Annotated in this window: 13 protein-coding genes; 4 read left to right on the top strand and 9 right to left on the bottom strand. The window is 68.9% G+C overall.

Features of this window, described 5'->3' with window-relative positions; translation table 11 throughout:
• Positions 1 to 20: 20 nt before the first annotated feature.
• Positions 21 to 596: a peptide deformylase gene (def, locus tag KEG57_RS03265; protein ID WP_272418077.1), complete on the bottom strand. Its 576-nt coding sequence runs from the start codon at positions 594 to 596 to the stop codon at positions 21 to 23.
• A gap of 76 nt (positions 597 to 672) precedes the next feature.
• Between def and KEG57_RS03260 the strand changes: the two genes are divergently transcribed.
• Entirely contained in the window at positions 673 to 1,419 is a 747-nt protein-coding gene (locus KEG57_RS03260; RefSeq protein ID WP_272418078.1) for a DUF2383 domain-containing protein, read from the top strand.
• Between the two features lie 33 nt (positions 1,420 to 1,452).
• Here KEG57_RS03260 and KEG57_RS03255 read toward each other — a convergent pair whose 3' ends face one another.
• The 7 genes from KEG57_RS03255 to KEG57_RS03225 form a co-directional block, all read right to left on the bottom strand.
• Entirely contained in the window at positions 1,453 to 2,550 is a 1,098-nt protein-coding gene (locus tag KEG57_RS03255; RefSeq protein WP_272418079.1) for a serine/threonine-protein kinase, read from the bottom strand.
• A gap of 8 nt (positions 2,551 to 2,558) precedes the next feature.
• The gene (locus KEG57_RS03250; RefSeq protein WP_272458102.1) at positions 2,559 to 3,203 is read right to left on the bottom strand and encodes a PE-PGRS family protein; all 645 of its coding nucleotides are present in this window, start codon (positions 3,201 to 3,203) and stop codon (positions 2,559 to 2,561) included.
• Between the two features lie 45 nt (positions 3,204 to 3,248).
• Positions 3,249 to 3,926 carry a dienelactone hydrolase family protein gene (locus KEG57_RS03245; RefSeq protein WP_272418083.1) on the bottom strand — a complete coding sequence of 226 codons (678 nt, stop codon included), beginning with the start codon at positions 3,924 to 3,926 and terminating at the stop codon, positions 3,249 to 3,251.
• A 125-nt stretch (positions 3,927 to 4,051) separates the two neighbouring features.
• Positions 4,052 to 6,712, bottom strand: a complete 2,661-nt coding sequence (locus KEG57_RS03240; RefSeq protein WP_272458101.1) for a serine/threonine-protein kinase — start codon at positions 6,710 to 6,712, stop codon at positions 4,052 to 4,054.
• Positions 6,713 to 6,728: 16 nt separating this feature from the next.
• Positions 6,729 to 7,358 (bottom strand): hypothetical protein, encoded by a 630-nt coding sequence (locus KEG57_RS03235; protein ID WP_272418086.1) that lies wholly within the window; start codon positions 7,356 to 7,358, stop codon positions 6,729 to 6,731.
• A gap of 98 nt (positions 7,359 to 7,456) precedes the next feature.
• Entirely contained in the window at positions 7,457 to 8,389 is a 933-nt protein-coding gene (locus tag KEG57_RS03230; protein WP_272418087.1) for a sigma factor-like helix-turn-helix DNA-binding protein, read from the bottom strand.
• 10 nt (positions 8,390 to 8,399) lie between these two features.
• Positions 8,400 to 8,969 (bottom strand): O-acetyl-ADP-ribose deacetylase, encoded by a 570-nt coding sequence (locus tag KEG57_RS03225; RefSeq protein WP_272418088.1) that lies wholly within the window; start codon positions 8,967 to 8,969, stop codon positions 8,400 to 8,402.
• Between the two features lie 118 nt (positions 8,970 to 9,087).
• Here KEG57_RS03225 and KEG57_RS03220 point away from each other — a divergent pair, with 118 nt between their 5' ends.
• The 3 genes from KEG57_RS03220 (at position 9,088) to KEG57_RS03210 (ending at position 15,073) form a co-directional block, all read left to right on the top strand.
• Positions 9,088 to 9,918, top strand: coding sequence for a formylglycine-generating enzyme family protein (locus tag KEG57_RS03220; protein ID WP_272418090.1), 831 nt, complete (start codon positions 9,088 to 9,090; stop codon positions 9,916 to 9,918).
• A gap of 311 nt (positions 9,919 to 10,229) precedes the next feature.
• Positions 10,230 to 13,070: a hypothetical protein gene (locus KEG57_RS03215; protein ID WP_272458099.1), complete on the top strand. Its 2,841-nt coding sequence runs from the start codon at positions 10,230 to 10,232 to the stop codon at positions 13,068 to 13,070.
• A 95-nt stretch (positions 13,071 to 13,165) separates the two neighbouring features.
• Positions 13,166 to 15,073: a bifunctional homocysteine S-methyltransferase/methylenetetrahydrofolate reductase gene (locus KEG57_RS03210; RefSeq protein WP_272418092.1), complete on the top strand. Its 1,908-nt coding sequence runs from the start codon at positions 13,166 to 13,168 to the stop codon at positions 15,071 to 15,073.
• A 114-nt stretch (positions 15,074 to 15,187) separates the two neighbouring features.
• Here KEG57_RS03210 and KEG57_RS03205 read toward each other — a convergent pair whose 3' ends face one another.
• Complete coding sequence (locus KEG57_RS03205) at positions 15,188 to 16,042, bottom strand: hypothetical protein (protein WP_272458097.1); 855 nt, start codon at positions 16,040 to 16,042, stop codon at positions 15,188 to 15,190.
• Positions 16,043 to 16,341 lie beyond the last annotated feature (299 nt).

Below are 16,341 nucleotides of genomic sequence, written 5' to 3'. Positions count from 1 at the left end.
GCGCCGAACGGTTCGGCGCTCTAGCCCCCCATTCGCTTCACGAACGGCACGATCCGCTCCACGAACGCCTGCTTGTGGAACCGATCGAACTCGGCCCACGTGCAGAGCGTCGAGGTATCGGTCACCCGATCCACGAAGAGCTTGCCGTCGAGGTGGTCCACCTCGTGCTGGAACGTCCCCGCCGTCAAGCCCCGCGCGACGCGCTCGAACGGCGCGCCATGCCGATCCCAGCCGGTCACGCGCACCTCGGCGAACCGCGACACCACGCCGCGCAGGTTCGGCACCGAGAGGCAGCCCTCGAAATTGTCGAATCGCTCCTCCGTGAGCGGCTCGATCACCGGATTGACCACGATCGTGAGCGGGATGTTCGGCTTGTACGGATAACGCGGGTTGTCCTTGACCTCGATCGCCACGATCCGCTTCGGCACGTGCACCTGCGTCGCGGCGAGCCCGGCGCCGTTCGCGTCGTGCATGGTCTCGACGAGGTCGTCGATGAACGTCTGCACCTCGGCCGTGGCAAGCTCGTCCCGCTCGACCTCGCGCGCCCGGTTTCGGAGCACAGGATGTCCAATATGAGCAATTTTCAGGAGCGTCACGGAGGCGAGCCTACCACGAGACGTCGGGGACGACGCGCGCTCGACGAAAGTGCGTGGGCGCCCCAGGGATCGGCGCATGAACCAGGACAAGCGCCAGCCCGACTTTTCCACGAACGTCCCCCAAGGCAGTGACACCGAGTCAAGCGGACGAACGGACGTCGAGCACGAGGTGCAGGGCGAGGAGGAGAACGCCCCGATCGAGCGCAGCAGCGTCGATCAGCGCGAAAGCGGCTCGATCGAGCGCGCCAAGGCCCACCTCGAGCACGCGGGCCGGGACCTCGCCGCCGCGGCGAGCGAGGTAGCCACCGTCGCGCGCGCAGCAGCCGAGTCCGCCAAGGATGCGTTCAAGGACGAAGTTCCCTCGACCCGGCGGACGGGCGAGCCCTCGAAGGAGAGCACGCTCGACCGGCTGAACGACCTCCTGCGCGGCGAGCTCGCCAGCGTCGAGACGTACGAGCTCGCCCTGCGCAGCGTGCGCGACGCGGACCTCACGAGCTCGCTACGTCAGCTCTTGGAGAGCCACGAGCGGCGCGTCGACAAGCTCCGCAACAAGGTCAGCGAGTTCGGCGGCGAGCCCGCGCAGAGCTCGGGCGTGTGGGGCGCGTTCGCGCGGATCGTGCAACGCGGCGCGGATCTGCTCGGCCACCGCGCCGCGCTCGCCGCATTGGAAGAGGGCGAGGATCAAGGCAAGAAGCGGTACGCCCGGGATCTCGACGAGCTCGAGCCGCCCGTGCGTGATTTCGTCCTCCAGGAGCTCGCACCCGAGCAACAACGCACGCACGACCTCGCGCAATCGCTGCAGAAGTTCGTGAAGGCGGCGTGACGCGGAAAAACGACCCCGGGGCGCCGCCCGCCTTCACTTCCAAGCAGGCGGCGTCATCCCGAGCTTGTTGTAAAAAAACTTCGCCGCCGTCCGCGAGAGCTGATCCTTCGGCTCGTACACGTCCGGCCCGCGCGGCAAGAGCCCCGCCGACAGCGACCCGAGCCGCTTGCCCATGAGCCGCTCGAGGTCGTCGCAGAACGCCTCCATCGTCGAATACCGATCCTCGGGCTTCTTGCGCAATGCCTTCAGGATCACGCCTTCCGTGGCCCGATCGATCCCCGGCTGCGCTTCCGACGGCTCGCGCGGCGGCGCGATGAGCTGCCTCGCCAGGAGGACCGCATAATCGTCTGCGCGGAACGGCAGCTCTCCGACGAGCATGCGATACATCATCACCCCGAGCGCATACACGTCCGACCGCGAATCCGACTTGTCCCCCACCACCTGCTCGGGCGGCATGTATTCGGGCGTCCCCACGGCCACCCCGGCCTGCGTGACCGCCTTGGCCGCCTCGAGCTTGGACAAACCAAAATCCAGCACCTTCGTGTTGTAAGGCTCGCCCGGCTCGCCGACCAGGAACAGATTGTCCGGCTTCACGTCCCGATGCACGATCCCCGCGCGGTGCGCCGCTCCGAGCGCCGAGGCCGTCTGCGAGAGCACCGGGAGCGCGAGGTGGAGTGGCATCGTCGTCTCGCGACGTAGCCAGTCTCCGAGCGTCTCGCCGAAGAGATATTCCATCACGAGGAAAGGCACGCCGTCCGGCCGCTCCCCCGTATCGAGCACCTTGACGATGTTTGGATGCGCGAGCGCGTTTGCTGCCTTCGCCTCGCGGTCGAAGCGAGCGCGTGCGCCGGGCGCGCGGAGGTGCAGCGAGTCGAGCATCTTGATGGCGACCGGCTCGCTCGTGTTCCGATCCAGCGCCAGGTAAATGCGGGCCATGCCCCCCCGACCGATGAGCCCCCGCACCTCGTAGCGTCCGCCGAGCACCACGCCCGTCTCGGGTGTGGGTTTGGCGCGGAGCGACGAGACATCCGGCGTCGCGACGAGCTTCGTGCCGTCGTACGGACAGAAGCGGTGCTCTTCATCCTCGAAACGCCTGAGACAACGCGAGCAATACATCGGTCCCCGTCCCATTCAATCCATCACGGCATCGCGCCGCCGCAGATCCAGTCCGAGATCGTCTGAATCTTGTCCTCCGAGAGCGCGATCGCCGGCGGCATCTTGTTTCCGGAGCACTTGTCGACGTTCATGATCTTGTCGATGAGGTAGCTCTCCGAAGGATCGCCCGCCTTGACGCGCATCCGCGTCCCGCCCGCGCATTGCTCCGCCGGAACGTCCACGAGCTCGGCGTGCGCGTTCGCGTTCGTCAGATCGAGCCCTTGCTTCGCTCCCGCGCCCGAATGGCAGCCGCCGATCGCGCAGCTCGCCGACAGGATCGCCTGCACGTCCGCGAACGCGACGCTCGCCGATCCGCAGGTGCAAACGCCGCCCGCGCACGTCTGCCCCGGCGCGCATTGGTTGTCGCAGGCGCCGCAGTTCAGCGGGTCCGTCATGGTATCGCCGCAGCCGCCGCCCGCGCCGCCTTGTCCGCCCGCGCCGCCTTGTCCGCCCGTGCCGCCGGTCCCGGAGCTCGAGCTCGAGCTGCTCGCCGGCGATCCACCCGCGCCACCTTCGCCGCCCGCGCCGCCCGAGCCGTCCGAGCCGTCCGAGCAGCCCGTGCCCGCGAAGCCGAGCACGGCCGCGCAAGGCACGGCAAAAAGCCAAACCCTCATCCAACGATTCGACATCGACCGACCTCCAACCAAGTCATCCTGAAAAAGCGGCCTCCCGGATCAGCCGAGGTGCCGGTGCAAGAAAGCAATGGTGCGGCTCCAGGCGAGCGCGGCCGCCTCCGGGACGTACACGTCCTTGCGCGACTCGTGCGCGAACGCGTGCCCGGCCTCGTACACGTGGAGCTCCATGGATTGTCCACGCGAATGCATCTGTTCCATGACCGCCCGCGCGTTATCCGCCCGGGCCCAATCGTCCTGGCTCGCGAAATGCGCGAGGACAGGCGCCTTCACCTTCGAGAAATCGAACTTGTCCGCGGGGGGGAGACCGTAAAACGGCACGACGGCCTCGAACTCGGGCACGAGGGTGGCCGAGGCAAACGAGAGCGCGCCGCCGAGGCAGAAGCCGACCACGCCGACGTGCCCGTTGCTCCGCGGATGCTTCTTCAGGAAGGCTGCCGCGCTGCCGATCTCGTCGAGCGCGCGGGGCCACTCGAGGCCTTCCATCAGCTTCTGGGCCTCGGCGGGATCGACGGTCCAGCGCCCGTGATAGAGGTCGGGGATCGCCACGAGGAACCCTTCCCGCGCGAGGCGGGCGGCGACGTGACGGATCTGCCCGTTGAGCCCCCACCACTCCTGGATCAGCACCACCGCGGGCGCCCGCTCCACACCCTCCGGCGCCACGAGCTCCCCCTGTGCCTCCGCCCCACTTTTCGTCGGAAATTTGATCGGTTCGTACATGGTGCTCGCCTCCGTGCATCCTCGCGCAGCCGCGCGGGCGGGCGGAGCATAGCCTAGTTCGTCGTGGCGGGGGCGGCTGTCGAGGCGGGGGTTCGATACGACGGCGAAGCAACCTCGCACTCACTTCACCGGAGCCACGCTTCGATCTCTGCGATCTCCTCCTCGGTGCCGGGGCCGAGGGAGCGGAAGAGCTCGACAGCACGGCGGGCGTGCGGGAGGGCCTGGGCCTTCGCGTGGCCTGCGCAGACCCACGCCTTCGCGTGCAGGAACGCGAGGGCCGCTGCGTTGTTGGGCTCGCACGCGGACTTCGCGCAGATGTCGAGCGCCCGCTGCGTCTCGCCGAGGCCCTCGGCGCACGCGCCCTCCGCGACGTACACCTGACCGAGGCCCGTGAGCGCGAGCGCGCGGTCCGGCGTGTCGGCCCCGAGGGCCCGCTCGAAGGCCGCCGCAGATTCGAGGTAACGAGCGCGCGCGTCTGGATATCGCTTCAAGCGGTAGAGCGCCTCGGCGAGGTTCGAGGCCGCACGGCCAATCCGTGGATGGTTCGCGCCGAGCGTGCGCTTGTACCCGGCGAGCGCCGCCTCGAACACCGGGACCGCCTCCGTGAAGCGGCCGGCGTTGCCGAGCGCCGCGCCGTAGGCATTGAGCGCCTGGAACGCGTCGGGGTGATCGGCGCCGAGCGCCGCGACGAAGAGGTCGTACGACTCCTTCAGCAGCGGAAGCGCGTCGTCGAAGCGACCCTGGTGCAAGATCGTGCTCGCCAGATTGGTGAGCACGCGGGCGCGGCTCGGGTGCGCCGCGCCGAGCCGCTTGCGGACGCGCTCCTCCACGCGGCGAAAATGCTCCTCGGCCAGCCGAAGGTTGCCGCGGCGCGTCTCGATGACCCCGCGCACCATGGCGACGCGATCGAGGATCGGCGCATCGTCGGGGCCGAGCAGCGCGTCCGCTTGGAGCGCCCATCGTTCGCCGTCGTCGGGACGCGCGCGCAGGTACCCGACGACGTAGGCGAGCTCCGCGAACGCCTCGGCGGCGAGGGCGCGGCTTCCCACCCGGTGCGCGGCCAGCGCCGCGTCGAATATCTCGCGCTCGGCCTCGTCGAGGCGGCCGAGCGGTTCGAGCGTGCGCGCGTGCTCGACGAGGAGCGCGGCCCGCGCGGCGGCGGCGTTTGGTGGAGCCTCGCGTGCGAGCGCGTCCTTGGTCACACGCTCGGCCTCGGCGAACTTTCCGAGCTGCTGCAGCGTCCTCCCGCGCTGCACATCGGCGCGGATCACCACGCACGCCTCGCAGGGTTCTGCGTCGGCAGGTCGGACGTCGACCGCCACGCAGGCCTCGAGCGGCGCCATCTTCTCGACGACGGACGTCGCGCGGTTGACCGCGTCGTTCCCGCCGAGCGAAAGCACCTCGACGGCGGCATCGAGCTCTGCCAGGCGCTCGTCCAGGCAGGCGACACGCGCGCGGAAGAGGGGATCGGGCTGCGCCGCTTCGACGAGCGCCTCGCACGCCTCGACGCGCTCGGCCCGCCAGGCGGACGCGCGCGCCGAGACCGCGCCGTCGACGGCACCAAAGGCCTTCGCGGCATACGAGAGGCCCGTGCGGTCGAAGGCTTCACGCACCACGGCGCGGCGCGCCTCGTCCCACCCGGCCCGGTGCCGCTCCTCGGCGAGCACGCACGTCGGGTGACGGCGAACGGTCTCGGTCGGCCGCGCGACGAGGACGACGCCGAGGGCCAGCGCGGCCGCGCCGATCAGCATGGGAATGCCGAAGCGACGAGGCTTCTCCGTCGCGCGCTCGAGCGCGTCGACGAGCGCGGCAACCGAAGGATAGCGCTCGCGTGGATCGGGATGGAGCCCGCGTTGCAGCAGGCGGCGCACGGCTTGTGGCACCGGCGACGATGCCGGCGCGCGTGGTGTTTCCTCCCGCGCGGCGCGCGCGAGCTCGGCGACCGTGCGACCGACGAAGGGACGCTCGCCATGCAGCGCTTCCCATAACGACACGCAGAACGCGAACTGATCGGAGGCCTCGGTGGCCGGCGCGCCTTCGAGCTGATCCGGCGCCATGTAGACCGGCGTCCCGAGGAGCGCGCCCGTCTCCGTGAGGGCCATCTCGGTCGGAGCGGCTGCCACGTCGCGGGGCCGTGTATCGGCGGCCAGACCAAAATCGGTCACCTGCGCGCGGCCATCGGCGCGCACGAGGACGTTGTCGGGCTTCAGGTCCCGGTGCACGACCCCGGCTGCGTGCGCGGCGGCGAGACCACGCCCGACCTGCATCCATAGCTGCACGATCTCGCGCCACGCGCGCGGCTCTCGCGTGGCCCATGCGCGGGCCGACCCTCCGGGGACGAACTCGAGCGCCACGAAAAACTGCGTCTCCCACGTCCCCACGTCGAACACGGTCACGACGTTCGGGTGCGATAGCCGCGCCAGCGTCTGCGCCTCGCGCGCGAGCCGCGCGCGCCTCTGCTCCTCTTCCGCGCGAGGCCGCGACGAGAAGCGCAAAAGCTTCAGCGCCACCTTGCGGTCGAGCTCGGGATCGTAGGCGGCGAACACCTGCCCCATGGCGCCGACGCCCACGCGCTCCACGACGAGGTACCGGCCGATCGCCGTGCCACGTGTCACGAGCGTCAGGGGCGGCGGCGGCGCGGCGGCCCCGCTCGCGCGCAGCGTCGCGGCCACCACGCGCCGGCAGCGGGGGCAGGTGTCGAGGTGCTCTTCGGCCTTGGCCAAGGCGGCCCCGTCGAGCTGCCCGACGGACAGCTCGAACAAGAGGTTCTCGTCGAGGCAGGCCATCAGCGAGTCTCGCGCCTCAGTTCAAGACGCACTGCCCGAGCGCGTCGTTGCACGTGAATGCGCTCGGGCAATCGGCGCTGTATTTGCACGGCAGCCCGCCGCACTTGGCGCTCGTCTGCACGCAATGCTTCGTGGCGTCGTTGCAGACCCCATCGCCCGAGCAATCGGCGCTGTACATGCACGCGGCTCCGTAACAGTCCGGAGTGGCGACGGCGATGCGGCAATACGAGCCGAACCCGTACTCGTCGCGACAGACCGTGCCGACGATCTCCGGCTCGCCGAAACCGTTGCAGGTCCAGTCCCCGGCCTGCGTCTTGCCGAGGCAATCGGTCTCCGCGACCCATTTGTCCTGGCATAGATCGCTCTGCGTCTTGCTCATGATGTCGACGCACTGGGCCGCGGAGGTGAACCAGGCGGCGCAGCCGGCGAGCATCGTCTTCTCGCAGAAGACCTGGAGGCGATCCATTTCGGTGAGGCCACTCGGCCCGGACGACGTGGACGACGAGCTGGAAGAAGACGACGAACCAGGGCCGCTCCCGCCCTCGCCCCCGCTCCCGCCCTCGCCATTGTCGGAGCCGGAGCTTCCGGTGCCGGCGCTGCAGGCGAGGAGGAAAGCGAGAGGGAGCGACCACACGAGTTGTTTCACGACGAGACTCCTTGGTGACGTGGATGAACACCGCGGCCGGTGCACATGCACCCCGCACCAAGGGACAGGTCGTGTCGGGTCGAGGTCGCACGAAATCGTCAGGTCGCATCGGGAGGGGCGCCTTCGCCGTGGGATTCGCGCATCAGGCGCGACAGGCTGAGGTCGAAGCGGCTGAGCACGCCGCCGAGCAGGCTCTCGAGGTCGTCGGGACGCAGGTGCAGGCGGCTGGCGAGCGCCTGCCGGGTCCGGGTGGCCAGAAGATCACGCGCGGCGCCGAGCCAGCGGGCCACGGTCGCGCGATGGGCGCCGTACATCGGCGCGATGTCGTCGATCGAGAGCCCATCGAGCAAGCTGAGACGCAAAAGCGCCCGGTCGCGCGACGAGAGCGTGGCGAGCGCCTCCCGAAAGGCCGCGCGGAAGTGCTGCTGCTGGTCCAGCCGGCAGAGCCCCGCCTCCACGTCGGCGGCTTCGGGGAGCGCGGCCAGCGCGTCGTCGTCGTCCTCGACCGGCTTCGCGGCGGCCTCGTCGTTCGCCAAGAGGTGGACCGCGACGGTGCGCACGAACCCGCCGAGGGGCCCGCGCCCGGCGTACAGCGCGAGCTTGGGCGAACCGTGGAGCTCGGTGAGCAGGCGCGTGCGTGTCCGTTGCAGCACCTCGTCGACGCGCGCTTCGTCGGCGCGCATGGACAGGGCGCGTCGCGCCGACGGAAGCACCTCCCGCTCGAACGCTTCGAGCGCCGCATGCACGCCGCGCAAGCAAGCTGCGGCGAGGTAAAGGCCGCCCGCGTCGATGGCCTCGAGCTGCGCGGCGAGCGGCTCGCCCTCTCGGAGACGGCTCGCGAGGTGACCCAACCACACCTCGTCCTCGATCCGGACCGAGGGCCACGCCTCTCGGCCGCGCGCCGCCGCCCGCTCGAGCGCGCCCTCGGCCTGCGTATCGAGCTCACCGCGCAGCGGCTCAGGCAGGCCCGCCTCGAACGCGTCTCGTGCAATCCTCTTTTTCCCGATCACGGCGCCATCGTTCGTGGCCAAGGCCTGCTCGTCAAGGCTCGGCCGCGGGGAAAACCTCCTCGGCCGCGCGCAGGAATGCCGAAAGCGCGCTCTGCCCGAACAGCACCATCTTCACGACGGACGGCGTTCCGTGGGCGCGCAGATCGTCACGCACCGCCGTGAGCGACACCCGCGCGGCTGCGTCGAGCGGATAGCCGTACACACCCGTGCTGATCGCGGGGAATGCGATGGACGACAGCCCGTGCTCGCGGCAAAGGCGCAGCGCCTCGGTGTAGCAGCTCGCGAGGAGCTTCGGCGCGTCTGCTCCCTCGCGCTCGTAGACCGGGCCGACGCAGTGAATCACGTGCCTGGCGCGCAGGCGGAAGCCGGGCGTGATCACGGCCCCGCCGGTCTGCAAAAGGCCTCCGGGGAGGGATTTCTTCACCTCGCGACAAGCCGCGACGAGCTCCGGCCCCGCGGCCCGATGAATGGCGCCGTCCACGCCGCCGCCGCCGAGCAGCCCGGCATTCGCGGCATTGGCAATGGCGTCGACGTCCTCGGTCGTGATGTCACCTTCCACCAGGGAGACTTTGCAAGGACCCACGGCGAACTCGCGCGGCATACGTCACTCCTCGTTTCGGGGCGCGTACGATACGGCAGGATGGTTCCCTTTGCACCTGCGTCGCGAGGCGACGCGGCGGACGTGCAGGCAGGTCGAGGGGGCGCTATCGTCGCGCGTGATGGATCGCCTCCGTGCGTCATGGCTTTGGGTGGGACTCGGGTTTGCGGGCCTGTTCGGATGCGGGACGCCCGGTGTGCGTCCCGCGGATCCCGTCGTCGCCGAGCCCACGCTGCCGGCCCGGACCACGAAGACCACGGAGCCGGTGCAGCCGGCGTCCGACGACGGAGGGTGTCCCGACGGAATGGTCGAGGTCCCCGGCGGCAAGCTCAGGTTGCGCGCCAGCAGGGACGAGGTGACCCTCGCTCGTTTCTGCATGGATCGCACCGAGGTGACCATGGGCCGTTATGCCGCCTGCGTGAAGGCGGGCAAGTGCTCGGACCAGCACCTCGACGAGTTCTCGGCCGAGGGCACCTTCTATAGCCTGGACGACGCGTGCAATTACGGGGAGCCTGGCAAGGAAGACCATCCCATGAATTGCGTCGACTGGAACCAGGCGGCGACGTTCTGCAAGACGTACGGCCACCGCCTGCCCAGCGAGGAAGAATGGGTGTGGGCCGCGCGTGGGGGGCCGCGTGGTACGACGTATTCGTGGGGCGAAGCCGAGCCGAGCACCCAGCTCTGCTGGTCGGGCATCTCGAAGCGGGATGGAACATGCCCCGTGGGCAGCTTCCCGGCCGATGATTCTCCCGAGGGCATTCACGACCTCGCCGGCAATGTCTGCGAGTGGACCGCGTCCGTATTCGAGTACGAGCCCAAGGAGCGCATGCTTTGCGGCGGTGCCTGGTCCGACAACCACTGGCTCGGCGTGCGGTCCGCGTCGCACGAAGGCGAGCCGCCCGCGAGCCGCGGCAGCAGCCGGGGGTTTCGGTGTGTGCATGATCTCCCCTGATCCCGGGGGACCGACGGCGAAATCGCATTGCATGGGAGGCTCCTCGCTCCGGGCCGGGTTTGCTCGGAACACATTCGGCCCGCAGGGCAGGTGCAAAAAGAACGTGCGCCATGACCCTGACGCCGACGGAATGAATTGAAAGTTCGAAACCGATAAATCGGAAAAATCATCCCAATCCTCGAACTATCAGGAGCGGCTCCGTCCTCGGGTGCGCCCGCGGACGGATGCGCCGCTCCTGCGTCGATGCTGGAGGGGATGACATGTCACGATGGCCAAGACTGAATTCGACCGTTGGGGGAGGAAAGCGCTGGATGGACGGGCTCGTCGTCCTGCTCGTCGCCGCTGCCGCGTGCAGCTCGGATGAGCCGTTCGATTCGAGCCCCGAGCGCGCTCCCGGCGACGAGGAGCAAGCCACGGCTCCAGCACGATTGCGAGCTGCGTACATCGCGACGATGCAGGCGGATGCGCCGAGACATTACGATGTCCTGGAAGCGGAACGGGGGCTCCAGGCGACGAATCCAGCCCATCGATGGAACTCGGTTTTTACCAGCGAAGGCGTCCGCGTTCGGCCCGACGGCGACGAGGCGTGGAGCTTCCATATTTCAGCTGCGCGATACGGATGTGACGGCGATCTGCGGCCTCTCGAGCCGAGTGAGCCCAGGGCGTCGGCAAACCGTGTCGAGTACCTGCGCGCGCAGGCGGCGGGGACGGCGCTCGGGGAGTGGTACGTCAACGGACCGCTCGGGCTCGAACAGGGGTTTACGCTCCCGTCCATGCCGCCCTGCGAAGACGGGCGGAAGGGGGAGGTCATCGTCGAGCTCTCGGTCGAGGGCGACCTTCATGCCGTGGCGAGGGGGGATGACGAGGCCGTGTTGCAAGACGGCGAGGGCCATGCGGTGCTGCATTACACGGATTTGTACGCGCAAGACGCACGGGGGCGCGTGCTCCCCGCGCGGCTCTCGGTGGGGGCAGATCGGTTATCGATTCACGTCGACGTGGCAGGTGCCGTCTATCCCATCGAGATCGATCCGCTCATCTCGACGCAGCAAGCCAAGCTCACGGCAGCGGATGCATCACCTTTCCGCTTGTTCGGCTCCTCGGTGTCCGTATCGGACGACGGGAACACGGCCGTCGTCGGCAGCTCCGCGGGCCAGGGCTCGGCGTACGTATTCGTACGCACCGGGACGAGCTGGACCCAGCAGGCCACGCTGACGGCGGCGGACGCCGCCCCCGACGACCAGTTCGGCATTTCGGTGGCGATGTCGGGGGACGGGAACACCGTGCTGGTCGGGGCCTTCGCGGACGATATCGGCATCAATGGGAACCAGGGCTCGGCGTACGTATTCGTGCGTAGCGGTACGACCTGGCCGCAGCAGGCCAAGCTGACGGCCTCGGACGGTCAGAGGCTCGCTCTTTTTGGCAACTCGGTCGGGGTATCGAACGACGGGAACACGGCGGTCGTCGGCGCCCCTCAGCACCTCGGCGACAACATCAACCCGGGCCAGGCCTACGTGTTCGTGCGCAGCGGCGCGAGCTGGACCGAGCAGATCAAATTGACGGCCGGGGACGGCTTGCTCGCGGATGCCTTCGGCATTTCGGCGACCGTATCGGGAGACGGGAACACGGTCGTCGTCGGAGCCTCCCAGGACGATATCGGCATCAACGGGGACCAGGGCTCGGCGTACGTATTCGTGCGCAGCGGCTCGAGCTGGGCCCAGGAGGCCAAGCTGACGGTCGCGGACGGCCGGACGGCCGATATTTTCGGCATCTCGGTGGCGGCATCCGGGGATGGGAACACGGTGGTCATCGGAGCCTCCCAGGATGACGTCCTCACCGCCTCCAATTTGAACCACGGCTCGGCGTACGTATTCGTGCGCAGCAGTTCGACGTGGAGCCAGCAGGCGCAACTCGTGGCCCCGGACCGTTTACCTGCCGATCTGCTCGGTGAATCGGTGGCCGTGTCGGCGGACGGGAACACGGCGATCGTCGGCGCCTTCTTTGCCGACGTCAGCGGCTTCGTCAACGCAGGCGCGGCGTACGTGTTCGCGCGCAGTGGCGCGGCCTGGCCCCTCCAGGTCAAGCTGACGGAGGGGGTGGGGGACGTTGCGGCTGGCGACCAGTTCGGTCAATCGGTGGCGTTGTCGGCGGACGGGCGTACGCGGCTCGTCGGGGCCGACAGGGATGATGTCGGCTTCGCGGACCAGGGCGCGGCGTACGTGTTCCTCTTCGCGAACACGAACGGGGAGCCGTGCGGCGCGGCGTCGGAGTGCGTGAGTGGCCATTGCGTCGACGGCGTCTGCTGCGACTCCGCCTGCGGCGGCGGCGTTTCCACGGATTGCCAGGCGTGCAGCGTCACCGCGGGTGCTCCGGTCAATGGCATATGCGCGCCCGTTCTCCCGGGCATCTTGTGCCGTGCATCGGCGGGCGTATGTGATCTGGTGGAGACGTGCGACGGAGCGTCGTCTGCATGCCCAGCGGATGTCTTCTCAACGGCCGAATGCCGCGCGAAAGCGGGCGATTGCGACATTGCCGAGACGTGCACCGGCAGCTCTGCGGACTGCCCGACGGACGTCCTCACCACGGCGGGAACCGAATGCCGAGCCGCAGCGGGCGATTGCGACGTAGCCGAGACGTGCACCGGCAGCTCTGCGGACTGCCCGGCCGACGTCATCACCCCCATGGGAACCGAATGCCGAGCCGCAGCGGGCGTATGTGACCTGGCGGAGACGTGCGACGGCGCGTCGTCTGCATGCCCAGGGGATGTCTTCTCCACGGCCGAATGCCGAGCCGCCATGGGCGTTTGCGACGTTGCCGAGACGTGCACCGGCAGCTCAGCGGATTGCCCGACCGACGTCTTCACCCCGGAGGGAACCGAATGCGGCCCCCTTCCGGGCGATTGCGAGGTGGTCGCGGTTTGCTCCGGCAGCTCGGCGGCTTGCCCGGACAATGGCATCGCACCGAACAACACACCCTGCAATGACGGGAACGTCTGTCGCGTGGGTGACACGTGCCAGGCCGGGATCTGCACCGCTGGAGCGACCGTCGTGCAGGGCGCGGCATGCGACGACGACAACCCATGCACGGCGGACGACCGCTGCGGAGGCAACGGTCAGTGCAAAGGGAAAAAGATCAAGGGCTGTACCCCTCCATGACAGGTCGTGAGCCGAGGCGGTGAAACGCCCGCCAGCGGGGGTTCGGGGCCGCTCGTCCGTCTGCTACCGACATCTCCTGTGCTAGGGTGCGCGCGATGTCGAGCGCCCCGTCCTCTCTGACCCCGAAACCCACGCGTTTCCTCGACGCCGTTCGTCGCGGCGTGCTCGTCGTCGACGGGGGCATGGGCACCCAGATCTACGAGCGCGGCGTCCTCTTCAACGTCAACTACGAAGAGCTCGTCGTCTCGCGCCCGGAGCTCGTCCTCCGCATCCACGAAGACTACGTGCGCGCCGGCGCCCAGGTCGTGGAGACCAACACCTTCGGCGCCAACCGCGTCCGGCTCGCCCGCCACGGCTACGCCGACCGCGTCCGTGAGTTCAACCTCGCCGCCACCCAGCTCGCCCGCAAAGCCATGGGCGACCGCGGCTACGTCGCCGGCGCCATCGGCCCGAGCGGCCTCGTGCTCGCCGCCTTTGGCGAGGACGACCGCGCCCGCGTGCGCGACGCCTTCCGCGAGCAGGCCGAAGCCCTCGCCGAGGGCGGCGCCGACCTCCTCCTCATCGAGACCATGCGCCAGCCCGAGGAGCTCCTCCTCGCGATCGACGGCGTCCGCAGGGCCGTCGGCGACGCCCTCCCCATCGTCGCCGGTGTCTCCGTCGACGCCGACCTCACCCTCTCCGACGGCACGCCTGTCGCCGACATCGGCGCGCGCCTGCGTGACCTCGGCTGCAACGTCATCGGCGTCAATTGCTCCGACGGCCCGCAGGTCGTCCTCGCCGCGGTCGAAAAACTCCTGCCGCTCGGCATTCCGCTCGCGGCCATTCCCAACGCCGGCATTCCTCGCCGCGTCGACGACCGCTTCATTTACGTCTCCACGCCCGAATACTTCGGCGTCTTCGCGCGCCGCCTCTGCAAGCTCGGCGTCCGGCTCATCGGCGGCTGTTGTGGCACGACGCCCGAGCACATTCGCCGCATGGCCGCCGCCGCGCGCATGGAGGCGAGCGCCGCCGCGGGCGCGTGCGAGGACGCGGGCCCACTATGGGTCGGGGTCTCCGATAGCAGCGTTCCTCCCGAGCCGCCCGTCATGGTGATCGGCCAGCGGCCCGTCGCCACGGCGGAAAAGAGCAAACTCGCGTCCAAGATTGGCAAGAAGTTCGTCGTCTCCGTCGAGGTGAACCCGCCTGTCGGCGTCGATCCGACCTCCGCCATCCAGGCCGCGAAGATGCTCGTCACGGGCGGGGTCGACGTCATCAACATCGCGGACGGCGCGCGCGCCCAGGCGCGCATGTCGAACCTCGCGCTCGCCGTGCGTATGCAGGAGGAGCTCGGCGTCGAGACGCTCCTGCACGTCTGCGGCCGCGATCGGAACCTGCTCGGGCAGGTCGCGCACCTCCTCGGCGCCCACGCGCTCGGCATTCGAAACCTCGTCGTCATCACCGGCGATCCCCCGAAGATGGGCGATTTCCCCGACGCGACGGCCGTCTACGACCTCGACTCGATCGGCATCCTCCGCCTCGCCTCGCGCCTCAATGCCGGCATCGACCCCGGCGGCAAACCGCTCGGCGGCGTGACCTCGTTCTTCTGCGCCACCGGCGCCGAGCCCGCGGCTTTGAACTACGAGCGCGAATTCGAGCGCCTCAAGCTGAAGAAACGCGCCGGCGCCGAATTGATCATGACGCAGCCGGTCTACGATCCGGTCGTGCTCGATCGATTCTTGAAAGACGCCGAGCCCCTGGGCCTGCCCGTCCTCGTCGGCATCTTGCCGCTCGCGAGCCACAAGAATGCCGAGTTCCTGCACAACGAGGTCCCCGGCATGCAGATCCCGAAGGACGTGCGCGACCGCATGCAACGCGCCGGCAGCGGCCCCGCCGCGCGCAAGGAGGGCGTCGCCATTGCCCGGGAGATGCTCGCGGCGGTGCGCAATCGCGTCGCGGGCGCGTACATCATGCCGCCGCTCGGGCGGTATGAGCTTGCGCTCGAGGTGATGGACGGGATCGTTTAGGGGCAATCTTCACGAGGAAGCCGCTCCCCGGATACTCGGCCGGCCCTTGCATCTGGGACATGCCGTTGAAATCGAGCGTCGACTCGAGCCTCGCGTGGAGGGCTGGCCCACGCGTCAGTACCGCGACGGAATCCAGCGTCCACGCGCGATGGGAAGGTGCCACCCGGGGTCTTTCTCGGTTCCCCGGTATACCATGAATCGTTCACACTCGTATTCGCCGGCGATGTTCCTGCAAAAGACGGCCACCTGCTTCCGACGATCCCCGGTCAAATCGACGACGGTGAACGGCCTCCACATGGATTCGCTGCCGTCCTGCTTTGGCGCGACATTCTCCGCGATCCAATTCTTTTCGAGTCGGACAGCGTTCGTTGCGTCCGACGCGCGAACCGCAACGAGCCCGAACGGGATGGGCCATTCACGCGCGCAGTCTTCCACGTCCCATACGGTATCGGCGACCTCGTCGCCGACCGTCGCGCGGCACACCACGCCTTGTGGGTCGACGATCAGCATAGCCTCGCCGCGCGAGGGGGCTCGGGCGCTAAAGGCTGTCCTCGATCCGATCCGGAGCGTCCCTGGCGAAACGGGCGAAACGAGGAACACTTCGACGCCCTCCAGCTCCACGCCGTGCTTCTCGGAGACACGATACAACTGATACGAGCCACACCCTTCCGCGCCATAGACGAAGTCGTCGTTTGCAGGAATCTCTCGGACGTACACTTGCTGTGCGGAGCAGTGCAGGTCCGTCGCCGCGACCTTCCGTATCCGGGACTCGATATCGTCGCCGACACGGGACGCATCGGGCTCCGAGGCCACGGCCGGGTCTGGGGCCGTCGGGACTCTCCTGCATTCGGTGCCGTTGCCCGACAGCGCTTTCCCTCCCGTGTCGCCGACGGCGAGGGACGGTTCTCTCGCGTGGCTGCAACCAAGGGCGAACGCCACGGTGAGGGCGGGGAGCAGCAGCGACTTCATTCGACCCTGCACGTTCTCGAATGCCAGAGAACACGCAGACGAGCTTGCGCTTTGCTCGAAACGCTCGGCGCCGTTCCCTGAAGCCGCAGGCGACATCCCTGAAGCCGCAGGCGACATCCCTGTAGCCGTGGACGACATCCCTGAAGCCGTGCGCGGCATGACTGAACCCCGCGGGCGGCATCCCTGTAGCCGCGGGCGGCGTCCCTGAAGCCGCGGGCGACATCCCTGAAGCCGTGCGCGGCATGACTGAACCCCGCGGGCGGCGTCCCTGAAGCCGCGGGCGACATCAAGGTAGCCGC

Source organism: Polyangium jinanense (assembly GCF_028435365.1).
Note: the sequence above shows the minus strand (reverse complement) of the source record. Positions and strands in the feature narration are given on the sequence as shown.